Source organism: Streptomyces sp. NPDC102462 (assembly GCF_044765425.1).
Classification (GTDB): Bacteria; Actinomycetota; Actinomycetes; order Streptomycetales; family Streptomycetaceae; genus Streptomyces.
Window position 1 is genome coordinate 61,115 of record NZ_JBIWKB010000038.1, and the last position, 21,398, is coordinate 82,512.

At 73.2% G+C, this 21,398-nt stretch carries 18 protein-coding genes; 8 read left to right on the forward strand and 10 right to left on the reverse strand.

From position 1 onward, the window contains the following. Window positions 1-6 precede the first annotated feature (6 nt). Window positions 7-927 (reverse strand): LLM class F420-dependent oxidoreductase, encoded by a 921-nt coding sequence (locus ACIRFL_RS28465; RefSeq protein ID WP_404033917.1) that lies wholly within the window; start codon window positions 925-927, stop codon window positions 7-9. Then, window positions 924-2,162 carry an amidohydrolase family protein gene (locus ACIRFL_RS28470; protein ID WP_404033919.1) on the reverse strand — a complete coding sequence of 413 codons (1,239 nt, stop codon included), beginning with the start codon at window positions 2,160-2,162 and terminating at the stop codon, window positions 924-926. The genes ACIRFL_RS28465 and ACIRFL_RS28470 overlap by 4 nt, the downstream gene beginning before the upstream one ends. 210 nt (window positions 2,163-2,372) lie before the next feature. Here ACIRFL_RS28470 and ACIRFL_RS28475 point away from each other — a divergent pair, with 210 nt between their 5' ends. Beyond that, on the forward strand, window positions 2,373-5,333 hold the full coding sequence (locus ACIRFL_RS28475) for an AfsR/SARP family transcriptional regulator (protein ID WP_404033921.1): 2,961 nt from the start codon (window positions 2,373-2,375) through the stop codon (window positions 5,331-5,333). 214 nt (window positions 5,334-5,547) lie between these two features. After that, window positions 5,548-5,736: a hypothetical protein gene (locus tag ACIRFL_RS28480; RefSeq protein ID WP_404033923.1), complete on the forward strand. Its 189-nt coding sequence runs from the start codon at window positions 5,548-5,550 to the stop codon at window positions 5,734-5,736. 82 nt (window positions 5,737-5,818) lie between these two features. Here the strand turns inward: ACIRFL_RS28480 and ACIRFL_RS28485 are convergent, their stop codons facing one another. Further along, a complete protein-coding gene (locus ACIRFL_RS28485) occupies window positions 5,819-7,420 on the reverse strand; it encodes a FadD3 family acyl-CoA ligase (RefSeq protein WP_404033925.1) in 1,602 nt (533 codons plus the stop codon). Window positions 7,421-7,552: 132 nt separating this feature from the next. Between ACIRFL_RS28485 and ACIRFL_RS28490 the strand changes: the two genes are divergently transcribed. From ACIRFL_RS28490 to ACIRFL_RS28500, 3 genes are read left to right on the forward strand one after another with little or no spacing between them, the layout of a single operon-like run. Further along, on the forward strand, window positions 7,553-8,713 hold the full coding sequence (locus ACIRFL_RS28490; protein WP_404033927.1) for a lipid-transfer protein: 1,161 nt from the start codon (window positions 7,553-7,555) through the stop codon (window positions 8,711-8,713). A 7-nt stretch (window positions 8,714-8,720) separates the two neighbouring features. After that, the gene (locus ACIRFL_RS28495; protein ID WP_404033929.1) at window positions 8,721-9,149 is read left to right on the forward strand and encodes a Zn-ribbon domain-containing OB-fold protein; all 429 of its coding nucleotides are present in this window, start codon (window positions 8,721-8,723) and stop codon (window positions 9,147-9,149) included. Further along, window positions 9,146-9,922, forward strand: a complete 777-nt coding sequence (locus tag ACIRFL_RS28500; protein ID WP_404033931.1) for an enoyl-CoA hydratase/isomerase family protein — start codon at window positions 9,146-9,148, stop codon at window positions 9,920-9,922. The genes ACIRFL_RS28495 and ACIRFL_RS28500 overlap by 4 nt, the downstream gene beginning before the upstream one ends. A gap of 24 nt (window positions 9,923-9,946) precedes the next feature. Here ACIRFL_RS28500 and ACIRFL_RS28505 read toward each other — a convergent pair whose 3' ends face one another. The 3 genes from ACIRFL_RS28505 to ACIRFL_RS28515 form a co-directional block, all read right to left on the reverse strand. After that, the gene (locus tag ACIRFL_RS28505; protein ID WP_404033933.1) at window positions 9,947-10,483 is read right to left on the reverse strand and encodes a hypothetical protein; all 537 of its coding nucleotides are present in this window, start codon (window positions 10,481-10,483) and stop codon (window positions 9,947-9,949) included. A gap of 350 nt (window positions 10,484-10,833) precedes the next feature. Next, the gene (locus ACIRFL_RS28510; RefSeq protein ID WP_404033935.1) at window positions 10,834-13,182 is read right to left on the reverse strand and encodes a PQQ-binding-like beta-propeller repeat protein; all 2,349 of its coding nucleotides are present in this window, start codon (window positions 13,180-13,182) and stop codon (window positions 10,834-10,836) included. 214 nt (window positions 13,183-13,396) lie between these two features. After that, on the reverse strand, window positions 13,397-14,128 hold the full coding sequence (locus ACIRFL_RS28515) for a VOC family protein (RefSeq protein WP_404033937.1): 732 nt from the start codon (window positions 14,126-14,128) through the stop codon (window positions 13,397-13,399). Between the two features lie 122 nt (window positions 14,129-14,250). Between ACIRFL_RS28515 and ACIRFL_RS28520 the strand changes: the two genes are divergently transcribed. Beyond that, window positions 14,251-14,898 carry a TetR family transcriptional regulator gene (locus tag ACIRFL_RS28520; RefSeq protein ID WP_404033939.1) on the forward strand — a complete coding sequence of 216 codons (648 nt, stop codon included), beginning with the start codon at window positions 14,251-14,253 and terminating at the stop codon, window positions 14,896-14,898. Between the two features lie 545 nt (window positions 14,899-15,443). Here the strand turns inward: ACIRFL_RS28520 and ACIRFL_RS28525 are convergent. Beyond that, window positions 15,444-16,661, reverse strand: a complete 1,218-nt coding sequence (locus tag ACIRFL_RS28525; RefSeq protein ID WP_404033941.1) for an acyl-CoA dehydrogenase family protein — start codon at window positions 16,659-16,661, stop codon at window positions 15,444-15,446. 126 nt (window positions 16,662-16,787) lie between these two features. Here ACIRFL_RS28525 and ACIRFL_RS28530 point away from each other — a divergent pair, with 126 nt between their 5' ends. Continuing rightward, window positions 16,788-17,975 carry a thiolase C-terminal domain-containing protein gene (locus ACIRFL_RS28530; protein WP_404033943.1) on the forward strand — a complete coding sequence of 396 codons (1,188 nt, stop codon included), beginning with the start codon at window positions 16,788-16,790 and terminating at the stop codon, window positions 17,973-17,975. A 24-nt stretch (window positions 17,976-17,999) separates the two neighbouring features. Here the strand turns inward: ACIRFL_RS28530 and ACIRFL_RS28535 are convergent, their stop codons facing one another. Further along, complete coding sequence (locus ACIRFL_RS28535; RefSeq protein WP_404033945.1) at window positions 18,000-19,325, reverse strand: hypothetical protein; 1,326 nt, start codon at window positions 19,323-19,325, stop codon at window positions 18,000-18,002. A gap of 194 nt (window positions 19,326-19,519) precedes the next feature. Between ACIRFL_RS28535 and ACIRFL_RS28540 the strand changes: the two genes are divergently transcribed. After that, a complete protein-coding gene (locus ACIRFL_RS28540; protein ID WP_404033947.1) occupies window positions 19,520-20,185 on the forward strand; it encodes a pyridoxal 5'-phosphate synthase in 666 nt (221 codons plus the stop codon). A 7-nt stretch (window positions 20,186-20,192) separates the two neighbouring features. On the opposite strand, the gene ACIRFL_RS28545 is transcribed toward ACIRFL_RS28540, so the two are convergent. Then, on the reverse strand, window positions 20,193-20,660 hold the full coding sequence (locus ACIRFL_RS28545) for a GNAT family N-acetyltransferase (RefSeq protein WP_404033949.1): 468 nt from the start codon (window positions 20,658-20,660) through the stop codon (window positions 20,193-20,195). 3 nt (window positions 20,661-20,663) lie between these two features. Then, the gene (locus ACIRFL_RS28550) at window positions 20,664-21,374 is read right to left on the reverse strand and encodes a GNAT family N-acetyltransferase (protein ID WP_404033951.1); all 711 of its coding nucleotides are present in this window, start codon (window positions 21,372-21,374) and stop codon (window positions 20,664-20,666) included. Window positions 21,375-21,398 lie beyond the last annotated feature (24 nt).

Genomic DNA, 21,398 nt, shown 5'->3' on the forward strand with positions numbered 1-21,398 from the left:
CCACTCCTAGAGATCGGGGGCCACGTCGGTGCCGAACGCGGCCATCTGGTCGGTCAGTTCGCTGCGGCTGCGGCAGCGGAACCGCACCTGGATCTGGTCCACGCCCATCGCCCGGTAGGCCCGCAGCGACTCGGCGAGGGCGTCCGCGGGACCGCTGAGGGTGCGGCGGCCGACGTCCCAGGCGGGCCGGCCGACGTACAGCGGCTCGGTGATGGCGCCCACGGTCAGGGGCGCCTCGATGCCCGCCTCGGCGCGGGTCTGCCGCAGTCCGGCGATCAGGCCGGGCAGCCGGTCGCGCGGATCGCCCTGCGGCAGCCAGCCGTCGCCCTTGAGCGCGGCCCGCCGCACGGCGGCCGACGAGGAACCGCCGATCCACACGGGCACCCGCTCCTGGGCGGGCCGGGGCCGCTGCCCCAGCCCCTCGAAGTCGTACACCTTGCCGTGGTGCTCGGGGAACTCCTGCGGTCCGAGCGCGGCCCGCAGGGCGTCCACGCACTCGTCAAGCACGGCCCCGCGGCGCCGGAAGTCCGCCCCCAGCACCGCGAACTCCTCCGCCACATGCCCGGCGCCGACACCGAGGATCAGCCGCCCTCCGGAGAGGTGGTCGAGGGTCGCGTACTGCTTCGCGGTCAGCAGGGGGTGGCGCAGACCCACGATCGCCACATGGCTGAGCAGCCGGGTGCGGGTGGTGACGGCGGCCAGGTGGGCGAGCGTGGCCACCGGGTCGTACCAGACGGTGCCCATCGCCGGGGCCAGCCGGCGCGGTATGGCGACATGGTCGCAGCAGGCGATGTAGGCGAAGCCGGCGCGGTCCGCGGCGCGGGCGATCTCGACCAGGTCGCCGGGGCCCGCGTCGGCCTCCCAGCGCTCCGCGTACAGGGTGCTCTGCGACTGGACGGGCAGCTGGATGCCGTACGCGACGCTCACCGCGCACCCGCCCAGCGGCCGTCCTCGGTCAGCCCCAGCAGTTCGATGGCGTTGCCCCGCACGATCCGTTCGACGACGTCGGCCGCCAGATGGCCCATCTGGGCCTCGCCGACCTCGCGGGACTTCGGCCAGGTGGAGTCGGAGTGCGGGTAGTCCGTCTCGTACAGGACGTTGCCGACGCCGATCGCGTCCAGGTTGCGCAGCCCGAACGCGTCGTCGAAGAAGCAGCCGTAGACATGCCCGGCGAACAGTTCGGACGGCGGCCGGTGGACCTTCTCGGCGACCCCGCCCCAGCCGCGGTTCTCCTGCCACACCACGTCGGCGCGCTCCAGGATGTACGGGATCCAGCCGATCTGCCCCTCCGCGTACATCACCTTCAGGTTCGGGAAGCGCTCGAACTTGCCGCTCATCAGCCAGTCCACCATCGAGAAGCAGCAGTTGGCGAAGGTGATGGTGGAGCCGACGGCGGGCGGCGCGTCCTCGGACGTGGAGGGCATACGGCTGCTGGAGCCGATGTGCATCGCCACCACCGTGCCGGTCTCGTCGCAGGCGGCGAGGAACGGGTCCCAGGCGTCGGTGTGCACCGACGGCAGCCCCAGGTGCGGGGGTATCTCCGAGAAGGCCACGGCGCGCACGCCGCGGGCCGCGTTGCGCCGGACCTCCTCGGCGGCCAGGTGGGCGTCCCACAGCGGGATGAGGGTGAGCGGGAGCAGCCGGCCCCGGGCGGCGGGCCCGCACCACTCCTCCACCATCCAGTCGTTGTAGGCGCGCACGCACAGCAGCGCGAGGTCGCGGTCGGCGGCCTCGGTGAAGGTCTGGCCGCAGAAGCGGGGGAAGGTGGGGAAGCAGAGCGCGGACTGCACATGGTTGACGTCCATGTCGTCGAGCCGCCGCGGCACGTCGTACGACCCGGCGCGCATCTGCTCGTACGTGATCACCTCCAGCCTGATGTCGTCCCTGCTGTAGCCGACCGCGGTGTCCAGGCGGGTCAGCGGCCGGTGCAGGTCCTCGTACACCCACCAGTCGCCCACCGGGCCCTCGTCGCCCGGCGCGCCCATGACGGGCCTGAACCGGCCGCCGAGGAACGACATCTCCTTCAGCGGCGCGCGCACGATCCGGGGGCCGGTGTCGCGGTACTTCCTGGGGAGCCGGTCCTGCCAGACGTGCGCCGGCTCAACGGTGTGGTCGTCGACCGAGATGATCTGCGGGAAGGGAGCTGCGGGTCGGGTCTCCATGGCGCTCACCGTAGCGCCGATCTGACGAACCGTCAGCTATCGTGGGCGGGGCCGGGACCGCGAGGACCGTGCCCAACCGTGCGAAGAGGACGTGAGGAGGTTGTGGACTCCCGCGCGCCCACCTGTGATCGGCGTCTCGCACGGCTGACGCATCCGCCCTGAACAAGGCAAACTGACGTAGTTGTTCGGGATGCCTAGGGGGACGAACGCATGGACGGTCGACCGCGAGTACCGGAGCAGCGGCGTCCCGGCTCCTCGGCCCAGGAGCCGGCGGCGCTGCGCTTCAGCGTGCTCGGACCGGTGCGCGCCTGGCAGGACGGGGAGCCGCTGGCCACCGGCTCCCCGCAGCAGCGCGCCCTGCTCGCCGCCCTGCTGCTGCGCGGCGGCAGGACGGCGACCGCACCGGAACTGATCGACGCGCTCTGGGGCACCGAGCCGCCCCTCCAGGCCCTCGCCGCCGTACGCACCTACGCCTCGCGCCTGCGCAAGGCGCTCGGCCCCGGCGTCCTGGTCAGCGAATCGGGCGGTTACGCGGTGCGCGGCCTCGGCGCGGACGCCCTGGACCTGGCGGTCGCCCAGGCCCTCGCGGCGGAGGCGGACAAGGCCCGTGCCTCCGGTGACCTGTGCCACGCCCGGGACGTACTGAACCGGGCGCTCGCCCTGTGGGACGGCGAACCACTGGCCGGCGTGCCCGGCCCGTACGCCGACGCGCAGCGGGTACGGCTTGAGGAGTGGCGGCTGCAACTCCTCGAATCCCGCCTCGACATGGACCTGGAACAGGGCTGCCACGCGGAGGCCGTGTCCGAACTGACGGCGTTGACGGCGGCCCACCCGCTGCGTGAACGCCTGCGCGAACTGCTGATGCTGGCCCTCTACCGCAGCGGCCGGCAGGCGGAGGCCCTTGCCGTGTACGCCGACACCCGGCGGCTGCTCGCCGAGGAACTGGGCGTCGACCCGCGCCCCGGCCTGCGCGACCTCCAGCAGCGCATACTCCAGGCGGACCCGGCCCTCGCCGAACCCTCCGCGCCCCTCGCCGAACCCGCGCCCGTCCCGCTGCGCCCCGCCCAACTCCCGGCCACCGTGCCCGACTTCACCGGCCGTGCCGCCTTCGTCACCGAACTGAGCCAGATCCTCGCCTCCGCCTCCACGTCCGAGGGCCGGGTGATGGCCGTCTCCGCGCTCGCCGGGATCGGCGGCGTCGGCAAGACCACCCTGGCCGTGCACGTGGCCCACCGGTCCCGTGCCGCCTTCCCCGACGGGCAGCTGTACGTCGACCTCCAGGGCGCCGGGCCGCGGTCCGCCGAGCCGGAGACCGTCCTCGGCTCGTTCCTCAGGGCGCTCGGCACTCCGGACACGGCCATCCCCGACTCGCTGGCGGACCGGGCCGCGCTGTACCGGTCGGTGCTGGACGGCCGACGGGTCCTGGTGCTCCTGGACAACGCCCGCGACGCGGCGCAGGTACGGCCGCTGCTGCCCGGCACGGAGGGCTGCGCCGCGCTGGTCACCTCCCGCGTGCGCATGGTCGACCTGGCCGGGGCGCACCTGGTGGACCTGGACGTGATGTCCCCGGACGAGGCGCTGGCCCTGTTCACGAAGATCGTCGGGACGGAGCGGGTCGCCGCGGAGCGCGAGGCCGCGCTCGACGTCGTCGCGGCCTGCGGCTTCCTGCCCCTGGCGATCCGCATCGCCGCGTCCCGGCTGGCCTCCCGGCGCACCTGGACGGTGTCCGTCCTCGCCGCGAAACTGGCGGACGAACGCCGCCGGCTGGACGAACTCCAGGCCGGCGACCTCGCGGTGAAGGCGACGTTCGAACTCGGCTACGGCCAGCTCGAACCGACCCAGGCCCGGGCGTTCCGCCTGCTGGGCCTCGCGGACGGCCCGGACATCTCGCTCGCGGCGGCGGCAGCCGTGCTCGACCTGCCCCCGGAGGCCACCGAGGACCTGCTGGAGTCCCTGGTGGACACCTCACTCCTGGAGTCCGCGGCGCCCGGCCGCTACCGCTTCCACGACCTGGTCCGCCTGTACGCCCGCGCCTGCGCGGAACGCGACGAACACCCACCGAGCGAGCGGGACGAGGCGCTGTCGCGGCTGCTGGACTTCTATCTGGCGTCGACCGCGCAGGTGTACGCCATCGAGCAGCCCCGGGACCGGCTGGTCGACGACCTGGAACCCACGCGCTATCCCGGGCTGACCTTCACCGAGGGGGCGGCGGCCCTCGACTGGTTGTACACGGAGGCCGGACCGCTGCTGGCCTGCGTGCGGCAGGCGGCCGGAACCGGGAGGCTGCGCCGGGCGGTCGATCTGCTGTGGGTGGCCAAGGACCTGACCGAGTCGGGGGCCAGCTCGTACCAGTACGAGATGACGGCCCGAGCCACCTGTGAGGCCACCCTGGCCATGGGCGACGAACGGGCCGAGGGCAGGGCGCGTACGGTGCTCAGCGATGTGCTCCTCGTCTCCGGCCGTATCGAGCAGTCGGAGGACGAGGCCCGCGTCGCCATGGAACTCGCCGAGGCCGCGCAGGACGCGACGGCCGTCAGCTGGGTGGCCAACAACCGGGGACTCATCTGTCTTCACCAGAACCGGTTCGCCGAGGGCAAGGTCCTCTTCGACCAGGCGCTCGAGGGTCTGCGGGCGGCGGGGAACCGGCCGTTCGAAGCCACCGTCCTGGGCAACCTGTCCCGTGCCTACCTGGGGATGGGCGATACCGCCACGGCGGTGGAGATCGCACGGCGCGGGCTCGCGGCACACAGCGAGATCGGCCGGTCGGTGCGCCTCGCCAACAGCCGTTTCGCGCTCGGGTTCGCGCTGAACCAGGCCGGCCGTCATGCCGAGGCACTGGACGAGTTCTCGGAGGCCCTGCGCATCTTCAACGACCACCGGCAGCGGCTGTGGGAGGGCGTGACCAACTTCCGTATCGCACAGGTGCATCTCGCCAGGCATCGCTTCGCACAGGCGGCCCAGCACGCCGAACAGGCGCTCGCCCTGGGCTGCATCGGCGGGGACCGCATGCGCGGCAACGTCCTGACGCTCCTGGGACAGGCACTGGGCGAGCTGGGGCAGGTGGACCGGGCCAGAGCCTGCTGGCGTGAGGCGCTCAACCTCTATGAACAGAGCGGCGCACCGGAGGCCGACACCGTGCGCCCGCTCCTGACACCCGCCTCCGCGGCGTGACCGAGGTGCTTTCCCCGGCAGGTCGCGGGCGTTCAGCGTTCGTTTATCGCCACCCGGCATCCTCGTTCCTGTCAGACCGTCGCGTCGGGGGGCAGATGGTCTGATCTGGAGCCCGACCGGTTAATCTGCGGCTCCGAACGCCCGTCCGGCAGCCCTCGGGGGAGCTTCCGGACGGGCGTTCCTCACTCGTCACCGAACAGAGGGATTCAGGCCCATGAGCGACCAGAAGCAGGACGCGACCGTCTCGAAGAAGAACAACGCGATGCCCACGCCGCCCGCCGACGACGAGACGGTCACCACACTCAACAACGCCATGCCCAGCGAGCCGGCCAAGGACGAGACGGTCAGCACGCTCAACAACGCCATGCCCGCGCCGCCCGCGCTGGAGCTGGACGACAAGTAGACCTTCCTCCGGACGGGGACCGGCCGCGGCGGCGCGGAGGGGAGCCGCCGCGGCCGAGGCGTGCCGACGGGCGCGATCGCCGTCAGCGGTCGCGGAGTTCGGTCTTCTGCAGTTTGCCGCTCGCGTTGCGTGGCAGGGCCGGCAGGAACTGGACCGTTCTCGGGACCTTGTAGTTGGCCATTTCGCGGCGGGACCAGGCGATCAGGTCGTCGGCGGTGAGGTGGGCGCCCGGGCGGCGGACCACGAATGCCTTGCCGACCTCGCCGAGCCGCGGGTCGGGGACGCCGATCACCGCCGCGTCGGCCACGTCCGGGTGCAGGGCGAGAAGCTGCTCGATCTCGGCCGGGTAGGCGTTGAAGCCGCCGACGATGAACATGTCCTTCAGCCGGTCGGTGATGCGCAGATTGCCGGTGGTGTCGAGGACGCCCACGTCGCCGGTGCGCAGCCAGCCGTCCGCCGTGATCGCCTCGGCCGTCGCCGCCGCGTCCCGGTAGTAGCCGCGCATCACGTGGAAGCCGTGGACCTGCACCTCGCCGGGGGTGCCGGCGGGCACCGGTGTGCCCGCCGGGTCCACGACCCGGACCCGGGTGCCGGGGATCGCCCGGCCCGACGTCGACGCGATCACCGTCGGCGCGTCACCGCGGCGGCACATCGTCGCCATGCCGCTCGCCTCCGAGAGACCGTACGCCGTCAGCACCGTCCGCACCCCGAGTTCGCCGCGCAGCCGCTCCACCAGCCGCAGCGGGACGACCGCCGCGCCCGTCACCACGAGCCGCAGCGCGGACAGGTCGTGGCCGGCCCGGGCCGGGTGGTCGAGCAGCGCCTCAAGGAGGGTCGGCGGGCCGGGCAGGACGGTGACCCGTTCCGCGGCGATGTTCGCCAGCGCCGTGTCCACGTTGAACACGGGCTGCGGGATCATCGTCGCGCCCCGGGTGAGACAGGCGATCACGCCCGCCTTGTAGCCGAAGGTGTGGAAGAAGGGGTTGACGATGAGGTAGCGGTCGCGGGCGCGCAGGCCGGCCAGGCCGGCCCAGATGTCGTAGGCGCGCAGGGTCTGCGCATGGGTGATCATCGCGCCCTTGGGGCGGCCCGTGGTCCCCGAGGTGAAGACGATGTCGGACAGACAGCCGCCGTCCAGGCGCCGCGCACGCGCGGTCAGTTCGGCGCGGCCCACGCCCTCGCCGCCCGCCAGGAAGTCCTGCCAGGTACGGAAGTCGGCCGGGGCGTCGTCGGCGAGGACCACCACCTGCTCCAGCTCGGGCAGTCCGGGCAGCGGCCCCGCACTCCCCTCGCCGTCGGCCGCCGCCCGCCGCAGCGACGCCACGTACGAGGTGCCGAGGAAGGTGCCGGTCACGAACAGCAGCCGGGCCCCGCTGCGCCGCAGCACGTCCGCGGCCTCGGCGCCCTTGAAGCGCGTGTTGAGCGGGACGAGGACCGCGCCCGCGGACACCGCGCCCAGCGCCGCCACGATCCAGTCGAGGGAGTTGGGCGCCCAGATCGCCACCCGGTCGCCGACGCCGGTGCCTGCGGCGAGGCAGGCCGCCGCCGCTCGGTCGACGCGGGCGCCGAGTTCCGCGTACGAGACGCGGTTGCGGCCGTCGACCACGGCCTCGGTGTCCGCGTACCGCTCGGCCGCCGCTCGCACCAGGTCCGGAATGCTGCCCCACCGCATGTCACCGCGCACCACCGGCCTCCCCGAGCCTCCTCGACAGATAGCTGACTGGCCGTCAGATTAGCGGTAGCCTGACGGACTGTCAGCACAGCGGCAGCCCGCCCTCGGACGGCCGGGCGGCCACCGGGCGAAGGGGCGGGCACCATGGCGGGAAACGGTCTGAAGGACGCCACCGCGATCGTCGGCATCGGACAGACGCCGTTCGCCAGGCACCTCGCGGAGGACGAGAAGACCCTCGCCTGCCGGGCCGTGCTCGCCGCTCTCGACGACGCCGGGATCGCACCCGGCGAGGTCGACGCCCTCGCCTCCTACACCATGGAGGAGACCGACGAGGTCGAGCTGGCCAAGGCCGTCGGCCTCGGCGACCTCACCTTCTTCAGCAAGGTCGGCTACGGCGGCGGCGGTTCCTGCGCCACCGTCGCCCATCTCGCCGCCGCCATCGCCGCCGGACAGGCCACGGTCGGGGTCGCCTGGCGGTCCCGCAAACGCGGCAGCGGCCCCCGCCCCTGGACCAACACCACGGCCCAACTCCCCACGCCCGCCCAGTGGACCCGCCCCTACGGGCTGCTGCGCCCGGCCGACGAGATCGCCCTGCTCGCCCGCCGCTACATGCACGAGTACGGCGCGACCCGCGACCACCTCTTCAACGTCGCCCTCGCCTGCCGCAACCGCGCCAACCAGAATCCGGCGGCCGTGATGTACGAACGGCCGCTGACCCGCGAGATGTACATGACCTCCCGGTGGATCAGCGAACCGCTCTGCCTCTTCGACAACTGCCTGGAGACCGACGGCGCGCTGGCCTGCGTCGTCGTCTCCCGGGAGCGCGCCAGGGACTGCCGGCACGCCCCCGTCCACGTCCACTCCGCCGCCCAGGGCCTGCCCGCCCAGCACCACGGCATGGTCAACTACTGGACCGACGACCCCCTCACCGGACCGGCCTGGACCGCAGCCCGGCACCTGTGGAAGCACGCCGACCTCACCCCGGACGACATCGACGTCGCCCAGATCTACGACGCGTTCACCGCGCTCATCCCGCTCTCCCTGGAGGGGTACGGCTTCTGCGGGCGGGGCGAGGGCGGCGCGTTCACCGAGGGCGGCGCACTGGAGATCGGCGGGCGGCTGCCCGTCAACACCGGTGGCGGCGGGCTGTCGGAGGCGTACGTGCACGGCTTCAACCTGATCACCGAAGGCGTGAAACAACTGCGCGGCACCAGCACCGCCCAGGTCCCGGGGGCCGCCGCCTGCCTGGTCACCGCGGGCGAGGGCGTGCCCACCTCCGCCCTCCTTCTGACGAACAGGAGTTGACACCGCTGTGCTGACCCCCGTCACCGACGCCGACGGCGCCCCCTTCTGGGAGTACGCCGCCCGCGGCGAACTCCGCGTCCAGACCTGCGCCGACTGCGGCGAACCCCGGTTCCCGCCGCGCCCCTGCTGCCCGCACTGCCAGTCCTTCGCCCACGAGTGGCGGGCGGCCTCGGGGCGCGGGCGCGTGTGGTCGTACGTGCTGCCCCATCCGCCGCTGCTGCCCGACTACGCCGCCCATGCGCCGTACAACGTCGTCGTGGTCGAACTCGACGACGCGCCCCGCATCCGGCTCGTCGGGAACCTGGTCGCCGGGCCGGGGGCGCCGCTCGACTCCGTGCCTGCCGAGCGGATCCGGATCGGTGCCCGGGTGCAGGTCGTCTTCAGCACCCTCGACGACGGCACCTGTCTGCCCCAGTGGACCCTGGAGCGCCCATGACCGCCGTCCGCGTCAGCGCCGACCCGGACACCGGCGTCGCCGTCGTCACCCTGGACCGGCCGGCCCGGCTCAACGCCATCGACCTCTCCATGGCCGGTGAACTCGCCGCGGCCTGGCGGGCGTTGCGGTACGACGACACCGTACGGGCCATCGTCCTGACCGGGGCCGGTGAGCGGGCCTTTTGCACCGGGATCGACCGGGACGCCGTGGTGCCGCAGCCCTCGTCGCCGTATATGCAGGACGATCCGCTGCTCGGGATCGGCCCGAAGACGAACGACCTGTGGAAGCCGGTCGTCGCGGCCGTGCGCGGGATGGCCTGCGGGGGCGCGTTCTATCTGCTCGGGGAGGTCGACTTCGTCGTCGCCGACCCGACCGCCGTCTTCTTCGACCCGCATACCACCTACGGCATGGTCAGCGCCTACGAATCGGTACTGATGGCCCAGCGGATGCCGTTCGGGGAGGTCGCCCGGATGATGCTCATGGGCAGCGCCGAGCGGATCTCTGCACGGCGGGCGCACCAGATCGGTCTGGTCTCCGAACTGACCGAGCCCGGCGGGGCGTTGGCCGCCGCGCGCGCCTGCGCCGCGGTCATCGCCCGGTATCCGGCCGAGGCGGTGCAGGGCACGGTGCGGGCGCTGTGGGCCGCCCGGGAGGGTGCGCTGGCCCAGGGGTTCGCCCAGGCCCCGCACCTCGTCTCGCTCGGCAACCTGCCCGCGCACCGCCAGGCGCAACTGTTCGCCGCCCGCCGCTCCGGGGAGTTCCGCACCCGGTGAGGTACGGCCCCCGCGGCGGGCGGGTCAGCCGACGGCCGGGGCGGTCGGGTCCAGGTCGCACCGGCCGACCCGGGCGGCGAGGGCGGAGCCGGCGACGTACACGTTCACCGTGACCGTGTCGTGCGCGGACACGTCGACCTTCTCGACCTCGGAGGCGATCCGGTTGCCGCGTGCGTCCTCGAAGTCGACGGTGACGGCGAACGTGCCAGGTGTGCCGTGCGGGTTGTCGACCTCGACGGTCGCGTACGGCGCCTTCTTGGACGCGCAGCTCAGCAGCCTCACCGTCGCGTCCGCCGGCGCCGGCGCGGTCGTACCGGTGCCGCCGCTGTTGTAGGTGTCGTCGCCGTTGTAGGTGTCGTCGTCATCGTCGGTGTCCCGGTACGAGCCGGAGCCGCCGGAGGACGACGACGTGTCGTGGTCCTGACTGGAACTGCTGCAACCGCCCCCACCGTCGCTGTCGTGGTGACCCCGGCCGTGACGCCCCGTGGAGAATCCGGTCAGCGAGAGGATGACCAGTACGGATACCCCTGCAAGCTTGAATGTGTGCCCCCGTGACTGCATGCCGCCACCCTAACGACCCCCCTGTCACGCCCATGTCACCAACCAGCGACCACCCCGCAGCAGACCCGCAGGCCCAACGCGGGACGCGCCCCAAAGGGGCGCGGGGAACTGCGCGACAAGCCACAACGCACCCGCAGACGAACAACGCACCCCGCTCCAACCACAACCCACCCGAATCGACCCAGCGGGCCCGACGCTGAGGCGCCCCGAAAGGGGCGCGGGGCTGTATCAAATATGCGGCTCCGCCGCGCGAGCGCGACAAGCCACAACGCACCCGCAGACGACCAACGCACCCCGCTCCAACCACACCCGCACCCGCAGAGAAACAACCCCCTACCCCCGGCGAACGCTCACCGCGAGGTGCCCGTGCCTTTCTCCGCGTCCAACGCATACACGCACCGATCCTTGCTGCACGCGTACACCACCCCGTCCGTCACCACCGGCGACCCGGTGATCTCCCCGCCGGTGGCCAGCTTCCACCGCAGCCGGCCGTCGTCGGCCTTGAGCGTGTACAGCAGATGGTCGGTGGAGCCGAAGTGGATCCGCCCCTCGGCGACCGCCGGCGAGCCGACGATGTCGCCGCCCGCCTGGAAGCGCCACTTGGGTGTGCCGGTGACGGCGTCCAGGGTGTACAGGCCCTTGCCGCTGCCGACGTGGACGTGGCCCGCGGCCACCAGCACCGGCTCGATCGAGGCCCGCGCCTCCGTGGCGATGCGCCAGCGGTCGCGGCCGTCGGCGGCGTCGAGGGCGTAGACCGTGCCCAGGTAGTCGGCCAGATAGATGCCGCCGCCGGCGACGGCGGGCCCGGGCACGAAGGCCGGCGGGCACAGGAAGACCGCAGGGGCCTCGAAGTGCCAGCGCACCATGCCGCTCGCCACGTCGATGGCGAGGACGCGGGAGCCCGCGCAGACGTACACACAGCCGTCGGGGGCGTGGGTCAGCCGCACCGGCACCATGCCGCAGGAGGCGGCGTCACCGATCGGGTAGGCCCAGCGCTCCTCGCCGGTGCGTGCCTCCAGGGCGCGCAGCCGGGCGTCCTGCCAGACGAACACGGTGCCGTCGTGGACGGCGGGCCCGGACTCGGGGGACTCGAAGTCGGTCTGGCAGCCGGCGATCTCCCACAGCTTCTGCCCGCCGGCCGCCTCCCAGCCCTGGGCGCCGCCGCCGCGGGTGCCGGTGACGACGGTGCCACGGTCGGCCTTCAGGGAGTACACCCAGGCGTCCGTGGACAGCCGCCACAGGTCGGTGCCCTCGCGGGCGTCCAGGGCGAACAGGGTGGGGCCGTCGGAGGCGTGGATACGGCCGTCCGCGACCGCCATCGACCAGGCCACGTCCCGCGTCTTGAAGCGGCGCCGGCCGGTGGCCACGTCGAGCGCGTGCACCTCGAAGGAGGTGACGTAGACGAGGTCGTCGGCGACGGACGGGGTGCCCCAGACGTCGTTGGACATGCGGAAACGCCAGGGGCGCCAGCCCGCCGCGGTCTCCGGGGGCGCGGGCGGGGCCGCCGGTACGGCGGGGTCGGCGCCGTTGACCCCGGGGCGGGGCCGGGACCAGTTGGCGACCAGTCCGGCCTCCGGCGGCGGCGCCTTGACCGCGGCGGCGCGGGCGTCGGCGACGCGCGGGCCGGGCCCGATGGGCACCTGGGCGCCGGCCAGCCGGACCGGCCCGGCGTCGGGGGCGCCGACCGGGACCGGGACGGGGGGCGCGGGGATCACCGGGTCGTGCGGGGGCGGGGGCGGCACCGCGGGCACGACGGGCCGGCCGCCGCTGCGCGGGCCGACGGGCGGGGGCTGGACCGCGGGGCGCCCGCCGCGCCGGGACTCGATGAGGGCGACGGCCTTCTCGGGCAGCCAGGCCGAGGCGGTGCCGCTGTCGTCGGAGCCCGAGCCGAACAGGTGCGGGGCGAGCTGGGCCTGGAGGTCGGCCGGGTTGGGGCGGCCGGTGGCCTCCATCTGCATGCAGGACTCGATCAGCGGGCGCAGTTCGTCGGGCAGTCCCTCCAGGTCGGGACCCTCGCGCAGCAGCATGAAGACGGTCTCGACGGGGTTGGCGCCGTGGAAGGGCGGGTGTCCGGTGGCGGCGAAGACGAGCATCGAACCGAGGGAGAAGACATCGCTGGCGCCCGTGACGCTGCGGGAGTCCTTGGCCTGCTCCGGAGACATGTAGGCGGGCGTGCCGACGGCGACGTTCGTCATGGTCAGACGGGTGTTCGAAACCCCGGAGGCGATGCCGAAGTCGATGACGCGGGGGCCGTCCTCGACGACGAGCACGTTGGAGGGCTTGAGGTCGCGGTGGACGAGCCCGGCGCCGTGGATGGACTGCAGCGCCTCGGCGACGCCCGCGGCGAGCCAGCGCACCGCCTGGGCCGGCAGCGGCCCGCACTCGTTCACTATCTCTTCGAGGGACGGCGCGGGGACGTACGCCGTGGCCAGCCACGGCACCGCGGCCCGTGGGTCGGCGTCGACGACCGCGGCGGTGTAGAAGCCGGAGACCGCGCGCGCCGCCTCCACCTCTCGGGTGAAACGGACCCGGAAGAGCTGGTCCTCGGCGAGTTCCGTGCGGACCGTCTTGATCGCCACGCGGCGCCCGGACGCCGAGCGCGCGAGGTAGACCAGCCCCATGCCGCCGGCACCCAGCCGCCCCAGCACCTCGAACGGCCCGATCCGCCGTGGGTCGTGCTGCGTCAGCTGATCCACCACTTGCCTGCCACCTCCCCGTACGAGCCGCGCCACCTCCATATGTACGCGACCCAGTGCAGCGTCTCACCACCGCACCGCCGAGGCGGCACGCACCCCGATTCTTCCTGCCACGGGCACAGGTTGCGAACCCGACGACATTAGGGGTGTCTCACGACAAGTAAGACATTCCACCGATATGTCAGCGCCGCGGCAGTGCTGCGGCAGTGCTGACGCATCAGCGCTGCAGCAGCGCGAAGGACGCCCCCTGATTGTCCGTGACGACGGCCACACGTCCGTACGACGCGTCGAAGACCGGCGCCTGCACCCGCCCGCCCAGCCGTTGTACCGCGCCCAGCGCCCGCTCGCAGTCGGCGACCAGGAAATGGACGAGGAAGTGGGGCGGCATCTCGGCCGGGAAGACGTCCGAGACGGGGGCGCGGCCGAAGTCCGGCTCGGCGTCGGCGCCGAACAGGGCGTCGTGGAAGAGACCACCGTAGAAGGCGTTGGCGGACTCGGTGTCCCGGGAGTACAGCTCGGCCCAGCCGAAGGTGCCCACCTCGTGCCGGCGCCCGAACCCGGGGTGGCCGCCGGCCTGCCACAGGCCGAAGACGGCGCCTTCCGGGTCGGCGGCGAGGGCGGCCGTGCCGAGACCGTCCACGGTCACCGGGGGCGTGACGATCTGCCCGCCGGCCGCGCTGATGCGCCCGCACAGCGCCCGGGCGTCGGGCGTCGCGAAGTACACCGTCCACACGGTGGGCATCCGGCCGTCCGTCTTGTATGTGAGCCCGGCCACAGGCGAGCCGTCCTTGCGCGCCCACACGGCGGGCGCGGACGCGGGCACCTCCTCGTCGAAGGTCCATCCGAACAGCTCACCGTAGAACCGCCGGCCCGCCGCCACGTCGGGAAGCTGTGCGTCCACCCAGCACGGGACGCCCTCTCCGTACACCGATGCCCTGTTTTCGGCCATGCCGCCAAAGTAACCGGACCGCGCGCACCCCGCAGACCAGGCACACCTCCCTCCATACCCCCATGCACCCCATTTGCAGTCGGCCGAATCGCGCTCCCATCACCCCTCGGTAAGCTGACGGCATGACAGGACAAGTGCGTACCGTCGACGGCCGTGTGGCCGGCCGGCGTGGGCAGGCGACCCGGCAGAAGCTGCTCGACTGCCTCAGCGAGATGCTCAGCTCCTCCCCCTACCGGGACGTCAAGGTCATCGATGTCGCCCGGAAGGCAGGGACTTCGCCCGCGACCTTTTACCAGTACTTCCCGGACGTCGAAGGCGCCGTCCTGGAGATCGCCGAGCAAATGGCCGCCGAGGGTGCCGGTTTGACCGAACTGCTGGCGGGGCGGACCTGGACCGGCAAGGCCGGCTGGCAGACCGCGCAGGAACTCGTGGACGGGTTCCTGGATTTCTGGCGCAAGAACGACGCGATCCTGCGGGTCGTGGACCTCGGCGCCGCCGAGGGGGACAAACGGTTCTACAAGATCCGCATGAAGATCCTGAACTCGGTGAACAACTCGCTCTCCGAGTCCATCGCCGAACTCCAGGCGAAGGGCCGGGTCGACAAGGACGTCAATCCCGCGGCCGTCGCGGGTTCGCTGGTCGCGATGCTCGCCGCGGTGGCCTCGCACCAGAAGGGCTTCCAGTCCTGGGGCGTGAAGCAGGCCGAACTCAAACCGAACCTCGCCCTGCTGGTCCACCTGGGAGTGACCGGCAGAAAACCAACGAAGTAGCCGACCTTTCCTAGAGTCCCTTTCTCCCGGCACGCCAAGTCCTGTCTCACGGGCGGCGGTTCACACACCCGAACCCCGCCCACCGTGCCACGCCCAAAAGGGTCGCGGGACCCACGGAACATCCCAGCCCACGCCCCCGACAACGCCCCGAAAGGGGCGCGGGGCTGTATCGATATGCGGCTCCGCCGCGCGGGCGCGACCAGCCACAACGACGCAGCAGACGATGGACGCCCCAAAGGGGCGCGGGGAACTGCGCGACCAGCCACGACGCAGCCGCAGACGAAGAGCCGCGGAGCCCACGGAACATCACAGCCCACGCTTCCGGCAACGCCCCCAGGGGCGCGGGGAACTGCGCGCTCAACCACAACGCAGCCGCAGACGAAGAGCCGCGGAGCCCACGGAACATCACAGCCCACACTTCCGACAACGCCCCGAAAGGGGCGCGGGGCTGTATCGATATGCGGCTCCGCCGCGCGGGCGCGCTCAGCCACAACGGCGCCGCAGACGAACGACGCCGCACGCCGCACGCCGCGTACAGCACACCGCTACAGTCGAACCCCGTTCACCATGGCCCCGCTGAACCAGGCGGAGCCCTCCGCCGCCCGCCCGCGCAGCCGATGCACCGGGCCGAGGAGCAGTTCGTCACCCGCCGCCCGCTTGAAGTACAGATGCGCCTCGTGTTCCCACGTGAACCCGATCCCGCCGTGCAACTGGATCGCCTCGCCCGCGGCGATCCGCAGCGCCTCCAGCGCCTGCGCGAGCGCGAGCCCACCCGCCCGCTCGCCGTGGACGGTCGCCCAGGCCGCGTAGTAGGCCGCCGAGCGGGCCGCCTGGACCTGTACGTACACGTCGGCCAGCCGGTGTTTCACGGCCTGGAAGGAGCCGATCGGCCGCCCGAACTGCTCGCGTTGCCGAACGTGGTCTACCGTCCGCTCCAGCGCCCGGTCGGCGGCCCCGACGGCCTCGGCGGCCAGCACGGCGGCGGCCGAGTCCCCGGCCGAGCCGAGCGCGTCGAGCACCTGCCCCCCGTCCCCCTCCCCCTCGTCCGCGCCGCCCTCGCCGAGCGGTTCGGCCGCGGTGTCCCGCAGTTGCAGCCACCCCTGCGGCCGGGTGGCGTCGAGCGCCGTCTGCCGCCCGCGGGTCAGCCCGGCCGCGTCGCCCGCGACCAGGAAGAGCCGGGTCCGCGAGCGGGCGAACCCCCCGGTGTGGGCGGCGACCAGCAGCAGCCCGGCGCTGTGCCCGTCCAGCACCTGCCTGACCTCCCCGTACAGCCGCCATCCGCCGTCCGCCCGCCGGGCCTGCACCCCGCCCGCGCGGCCCCCGCCCGCCCAGTCGCCTCGGTTGTCGCCGGTCAGGGCGAGCGCGGTGGCGAGCGCGGTGCCGGGTACGGCGAGGGCGGCGGTCAGCTCGCCGGAGGCAAGGCGGGGCAGCAGCCGGGCGCGCTGGGCGTCGGTGCCGAGGGCGAGGACGAGCGGCGCGACGAGCACGGTGGTGGCGAGGAGCGGCGAGGGGGCGAGGGCCCGGCCCGTCTCCTCCGAGGCGAGGGCGAGTTCCGTGGCGGTGCAGCCGACGCCGCCGTACGCCTCGGGGAGGGCGAGCCCGGGCAGGCCGAGCCGGTCGGCGAGGGCGCGCCACAGGGCGGGGTCGTGTCCCGCGGGGGTGTCGACGGCGGCACGCAGGTCGTGTGGGCCGCAGCGGTCGCGGAGCAGGGCGCGCAGGGTGCGCCGCATCTCGTCCTGTTCGGCGGTGAGGCGTGCGTCCATGGCTCTTCCCTCCGGATCTGACGAGCCGTCATATTAGGCGGCGCGGAGGCGGATGCCCAGGGTCTCGACACCTGCCGCGGACCGCCCTTAGTTGACGGAACGTCATAAGCCCCGGAGGGCAGAGCCATGGCATCGGACGGCAGGTCATCGGGCGGCGGGACGCGGGTGGCGGTGGTCGGGGCGGCGCTCTCGGACTGCGGGCGGCTGGACGACGCGACCCCTTACGCCCTGCATGCGCAGGCCGCACGCCGCGCCCTGACGGACGCCGGTCTCGACCGCAGCGTCGTGGACGGCTTCGCCTCGACCGGGCTGGGCACGCTGGCGCCGGCGGAGGTCGCGGAGTATCTGGGCCTGCGGCCCACCTGGGTCGACTCCACCTCGGTCGGCGGCTCGACCTGGGAGGTCATGGCGGCGCACGCGGCCGACGCGATAGCGGCGGGCCACTCGCGGGCCGTGCTGCTGGTCTACGGCTCGACGGCCCGCGCGGACGTCAGGGCGGGGCGGCGCACGGGCACCCTGTCCTTCGGCCGCGGCGGCCCGCTCCAGTTCGAGGTGCCCTACGGCCACACCCTGATCGCCAAGTACGCGATGGCCGCCCGCCGCCACATGATCGAACACGGCACGACCATCGAGCAGTTGGCCCAGGTCGCGGTGCAGGCGCGAGCCAACGCGGCGCTGAACCCGCAGGCGATGTTCCGCGACCCGATCACGGTCGACGACGTCCTGTCAGGACCGATGATCGCCGACCCGTTCACCCGGCTGCACTGCTGCATCCGCTCCGACGGGGGCGCGGCCGTGCTCCTTGTGTCCGAGGAGGTGGCGCGGGACTGCCGTACCGCCCCCGTCTGGGTGCTCGGCACCGGCGAGCACGTCTCGCACGCCGCCCTGTCCGAGTGGCCGGACTTCACGGTGTCGCCGGCGGCGGTCAGCGGGCGCCTCGCCTTCGAACGGGCCGGTGTGCGCCCGGAGGAGATCGACTTCGCGGAGATCTACGACGCGTTCACCTATATGACGCTGGTGACGCTGGAGGACCTGGGGTTCTGCGGGAAGGGTGAGGGCGGGGCGTTCGTGGAGGAGGGGCGGCTGCTGGTGCGGGGCGGGCAGCTGCCGGTGAACACGGACGGCGGCGGTCTTTCGGCCCAGCATCCCGGCATGCGCGGGCTGTTCCTGCTGGTGGAGGCGGTACGGCAGCTGCGCGGCGAGGCCGGGGAGCGGCAGGTGCGCTCCCCGGCCGGCCGGCTGCCCCGGCTCGGGCTGGCGTCCGGGACCGGCGGGTGGTTCTGCTCGTCGGGGACGGTGGTGCTGGGCCGCTGAGCCCTGCCCTCGGCGCCGCGCCGGTCACGGCAGGACGATCACCTCGGCGGAGTTGTCGCTGAGATCGGGATCGCGGCCGCCGGTCTCCAGGGAGGCCATCGTGAACTCGACCCTGCCGCTGCCCGGCTCCGGCACGTCCAGGGTGAAGTCGAAGGTGCGCTCGGCCCCGGGGTCGACCTCGTAGACCTGACAGACGTAGGTGCCGCCGTCGAGGTCGCAGGCGGGCTCGTACACGTCGTCGTCGATCTCCTCCATGGGCTGCTCGCGCACCACGGCGCCGGGCGGCGGGGTGAACCTCAACTGCCCGGAGCCGCCCGGGTTTCCGGGCCCCTCGTCGGCGACCTTCAAGTGCACCTCACGGCCCTTGCCGACCCGCAGGGTGTTCGCGGTCACCCGGAAGTCGGCGTGCAGGTCCAGAGTGACGGGCGTGCGGACGATCCCCTGGACGAATGTGCCGCCCCCGCTGTCCGGCAGCGTCTTCGCGGTCAGCGCGGGCCCGTCGCCGCGATCGCCGTTGTCCGGAACGGCGCTGTATTTGGCCGGGCCCACGTCCAGCGGCCAGACCTCTTGGCTCACCTCGCTGAAGATCCGTACCTTGCCGGCGCGCAGCGGCACCTCGGGCCTGACCGCCACCGTCTCGCCGGGCGCGATCCGCAGGTCGGGGAACGCGCAGACGGCCTCACGCCCGTGCATCTGCTCCGGATAGCGGCAGTTGGCGTAGCGCTGCCGGAACTCCGACTCCCCGGCGTGCAGTTTGAGTCCGAGCCCGCGCACCGGCACCTCGCCGGTGTTGCGCACCACGACCGACGTACCGATCTGCGCGCCGGGCCGCACCGCGGCGCCCGCGCGCACCGAGCGCAGCTTCAGCACCGGTTCGCCGACCACGACCCGGGTGCGGGCGGTCACCTTCTTCCCGGCCTTCGTGGTGAACGAGAAGCGGATCCGCGCCGAGTCGCCGGGCCTGCCCTTCTTCGTGGCCACCGGATACACCCGGTCGGACTCGACCCAGCTGTCGTACAACCCGCCGACCTGGCACACGACCCGGGTGTCGGTGCCGTCGCAGCCGTGCCCGGTCTTCACCCACAACCGCACCGCGCCCCGGGCCCCCTCCAGGTCCATGGTCAGCCGGTGGTCCGCCGGTCCGGTGCGGTCGGGCACCGCGCCGTCCTCCGCCCGCAGATGGAAGGACACCTTGTTCTTGGGCCCTGACCCGTCGCCGTAGGGCCGCAGATAGAAGACCTCCGGGGCGGATATCCAGGAGTCCTCGCCCGCCCCGAACCCGTCGGCACACGCGGTGAGGCCGGCGCCGAGCAGGACGGCGACGGCGAGCCCCGCGCAGCGCGCCCTCATCGAACGACGCGCGGAAGAGCCGCCCCGGCGCGGGAAGAAACGGGGAGAACGGGATGCGGTGCGACGTCGCCGCCGTAGCTGGACTTGAACCATGGCGCCCTACGCTGCCACGTCCCCGCACGACGTGTCGTACGGTGCCCTGCTCGCGCGGCCGTGCGGGCGGCCGGAACGACGACCGGGCCATACTCGGGCCCATGGGAACCGATCTCCACGAGCTGCTGCGGTCGCTGCGGGTGTGGGACCCGGCGGTCACGCAGCTGCCGCCCTTCGACCCGGCCGCCGCCCCCGACACCCCCCTGCCCCTGTTCACCACGTGGTTCGCGGAGGCGGTCGCGGCCGGTCAGCCCGAGCCGCACACCATGTCGCTGGCGACGGCGGACCCGGACGGCAGGCCGGACGTGCGGATCGTGATGCTGCACGGCGCGGACGCGGCGGGCTGGTCGTTCGCCACGCACACCACCAGCCGCAAGGGCCGCCAGCTGGCCGAACGGCCGTACGCGGCCCTCGCCTTCTACTGGCCGGTGCTGGGCCGTCAGGTCCGGGTGCGCGGGCCGGTCGCACCGGCCCCGCCGGAACAGGGCCAGGCGGACCTGCACGCCCGTTCCACGGGGGCGCTGGCCGCGGCGCTCACCGGCCGCCAGAGCGAGGTGCTGGCCTCGCCGGAGGAGCTGCGGCGCGCGTCGGAGGCCGCCTGGCGGCGGGCCCGGGAGGATCCGACAGCGCCGGCACCGACCTGGACGCTGTACCGGCTCCGCCCGGCGGAGGTCGAGTTCTTCCAGGGGAACGCGGACCGCCGCCACGTACGCCTCGCGTACACGCACCGGGAAGGGCGCTGGGCACGGGAACTGCTGTGGCCGTAGGCCCCGGCTACTCGCCCGCGGCGAACCCGTACACCGCGAAGTCGGCGACGGGCCGGTATCCGATCCTCTGGTACAGGCCGTTGCTCGTCGGGTTGGCGAGGTCCGTGAACAGCAGAACCTCCTGGGCGCCCGCCTGCCGCGCCGCCCGGCTCACCGTCGCGGTGACCGCCCCGGCGTAGCCGCGTCCGCGCAGGTGGGCCGTCAGCTCCTCCGCCTCCCCGGGGGCGAGCGGTGTCAGGTTCACCGGATGCGGGGGCGTGTGCAGCAGGGCCGCCCGCACCCCGCCGGTCTCGTCGCCGAGCACGCCGTACAGCGGGTTCCGCGCGCCGTAGACGTGCGGTCCGCGGGTGCGCAGGGTGTCGGCCACCGTCAGGGACACCGTGTGCAGGGTCGGGCGGGAGCGCAGGAAGTCCCCGCCCCGGGCGAGGAAGTCGTCGAGGTCTTCGGTCAGGTACCAGATGCGGTCACGGGGCATGCCTCATGATGCCGACGCGCCCGGCGTCCGCGGCACCGCCCCCGTCCCGGTTCCGGTCCCGGTCTCGGTTCCGGTTCCGGACGGGGCGAGGTCGGGCTCCGCGTCCGTGGCGAGCCGGGCGTGCAGGTGCACGTCCCGGAACGCGTCGTGCCGTTCCGCCGCGAACATCGCGTCCCGCAGCGTCCCCTCGTACGGGAAACCGCACTTCTCCGCGATCCGGCACGACGCGTCGTGACCGAGCGCATGGCCGAGTTCCAGTCGGTGCATCCCCAGTTCCGTGAACGCCCAGCGGGATGCGACGGCGAGCGCCCGGGTGGCGACCCGCCGCCCGCGCGCCTCGGGCAGCACCCAGTAGCCGACCCGGGCCAGGCGCAGGGCATGGTCGATCGCGTTGACGGCGACATGGCCGAGCGCCGCGCCCGTGGCCGCGTCCATGACGAGGAAGGGCACGCAGGAACCGTCGGCCGCGCTCTGCAGCTGCGCGCGCAGCGATGCGCGTGCGCCGTCGAGGTCGGCGGCGATGCGCAGCGGGGTGTTCCAGCGCCGGAAGTCGGGATCGGACCGGCCGCGGTGCCAGGCCACCACGTCGGCCTCCGACTCCGCGTCCCACAGCCGCAGCCGCAGACCGTGACCGTACGGCTCCGGGTCGGGAGGAACGGGAAGCGGGTCGGGGGTACGGACGGGGCCTGAGTGCTGTTCGTGCGTCGCTGCCATGACACCAATTGAAACCCGCCCCGC